The organism is Bacillus sp. UNCCL81 (genome assembly GCF_900112535.1).
Taxonomy (GTDB): Bacteria; Bacillota; Bacilli; order Bacillales; family Bacillaceae_G; genus Gottfriedia; species Gottfriedia luciferensis_B.
The window spans coordinates 1-1608 of record NZ_FOMF01000031.1 but is presented as its reverse complement, the minus strand read 5'-3'; the positions used below and the strand labels follow the sequence as shown (position 1 = coordinate 1608).

At 39.0% G+C, this 1608-nt stretch carries 1 protein-coding gene; it reads left to right on the top strand.

Annotation, left to right across the window (positions count from 1 at the left end; translation table 11 throughout):
• Positions 1–263 precede the first annotated feature (263 nt).
• Positions 264–1481 carry an IS110 family RNA-guided transposase gene (locus tag BM319_RS24285; protein ID WP_069033881.1) on the top strand — a complete coding sequence of 406 codons (1218 nt, stop codon included), beginning with the start codon at positions 264–266 and terminating at the stop codon, positions 1479–1481.
• The last annotated feature ends 127 nt before the right edge of the window (positions 1482–1608 follow it).

Below are 1608 nucleotides of genomic sequence, written 5' to 3'. Positions count from 1 at the left end.
GCATGCGTTAGCCACCCATGAAGCTCAAAAACGGAGCTTCACCACAGTGAATGAAAATGTATTGAATCCGACCATACTGATTCTAAGGCTAGGAGAAGAAGGTCGATCAACTATGGTGCCATAGAGCCCACGCGTTAGTCTGACTCCAACGACCACGGTGCACCACTGACTGTTGCTCCCTTGCGGGAAGCACTAATAGTAGATTAATCCTAATCTGATTGTTGCACTAGCCTCCATTTATGAGCCTAGAAAGGAAGATTTCAATGGATGTAATCATTGAAAGAGCGTGTGGTTTAGATGTTCACAAGGACAATATCACTGCTTGTATCATGACATCAGAAGGAAAGGAGGTCCAAACATTTTCAACCAAGACTATTTTTCTATTAAAGTTATTGGACTGGATTAAAGAGAATAATTGTACTCATGTAGCGATGGAAAGTACCAGTGTTTATTGGAAGCCTATTGTTAATTTACTTGAGTCCGAAGGTATCGAGTTTTTAGTTGTGAATGCCCAGCATATGAAGGCACTTCCAGGACGAAAAACTGATGTTAAAGACGCCGAATGGATCGCGCAACTTCTTCGCCATGGACTACTCAAAGCTAGTTTTATTCCAAATCGGAATCAACGAGAATTAAGGGAACTTGTACGCTATCGTCGTAGCATTATTGAAGAACGTGCAAGACAACTTAATCGGATTCAGAAGGTTTTAGAAGGGGCTAACATTAAACTTGGTTCTGTTGTTTCAGATATCAAGGGTGTTTCTTCACTGGACATGCTTCGTGCAATTTCACATGGTGAAGATGATCCTGAAAAACTAGCAAACTTCGCTCGTGGTACGTTGAAAAAGAAAAAAGAGGAGCTTGAATTGGCACTTCGGGGCTACATTCAACAACATCAACGACTAATGTTAAAAACGATTTTAACTCATATTGATTTCCTAACAAATCAAATAGAAATGTTGGATCAAGAAGTCGCAAATCGAGTAAGTTCCTATAAAGAAGATGTTGAACGACTTGATTCAATTCCTGGAATCGCTACAAGGATGGCTGAACAAATTCTATCTGAAATTGGCACCGATGTAGGAAATCAATTTCCTACCGCAGCACATCTATGTTCATGGGCAGCACTGGTTCCTGGACATAACGAAAGTGCAGGTAAAAGGAAATCTAGTAAATCTAAAAAAGGAAATAAATATTTAAAATCGGCATTAACAGAAGCAGCCCAATCAGTAAGAGGATCCAAAAACTATCTTGGTGCACTGTATAGACGTACAGCTGGACGAAAAGGAAAAAGTAAAGCTGCAATCGTTGTCGCCCATGCGATGTTAAGAATTGCATATTACCTTTTAACCCGAAAAGAAATGTATGTCGACCTAGGCGAAGATTATTTTGATAAACAAAGACAGGAATCAATTGTCCGCCATTCGGTACGAAGATTAGAAAACTTAGGCTATTCCGTATCAATAACTGAAGCCTCTTAATCTATTTGATCAGTCCATAAACACCAACAATAAGTCGCTCCTCTTTTTTTAAAAAACGAATGAGCTGCTTCTATTTAGTATTGCCTTTTTATCGAATTTACAGAAGTTTATTTTCATAGTAGTTGAA

Excerpts from the sequence above, each read along its gene's own strand:
- BM319_RS24285 (WP_069033881.1), top strand. The coding sequence starts at position 264 with ATGGATGTAATCATTGAAAGAGCGTGTGGTTTAGATGTTCACAAGGAC.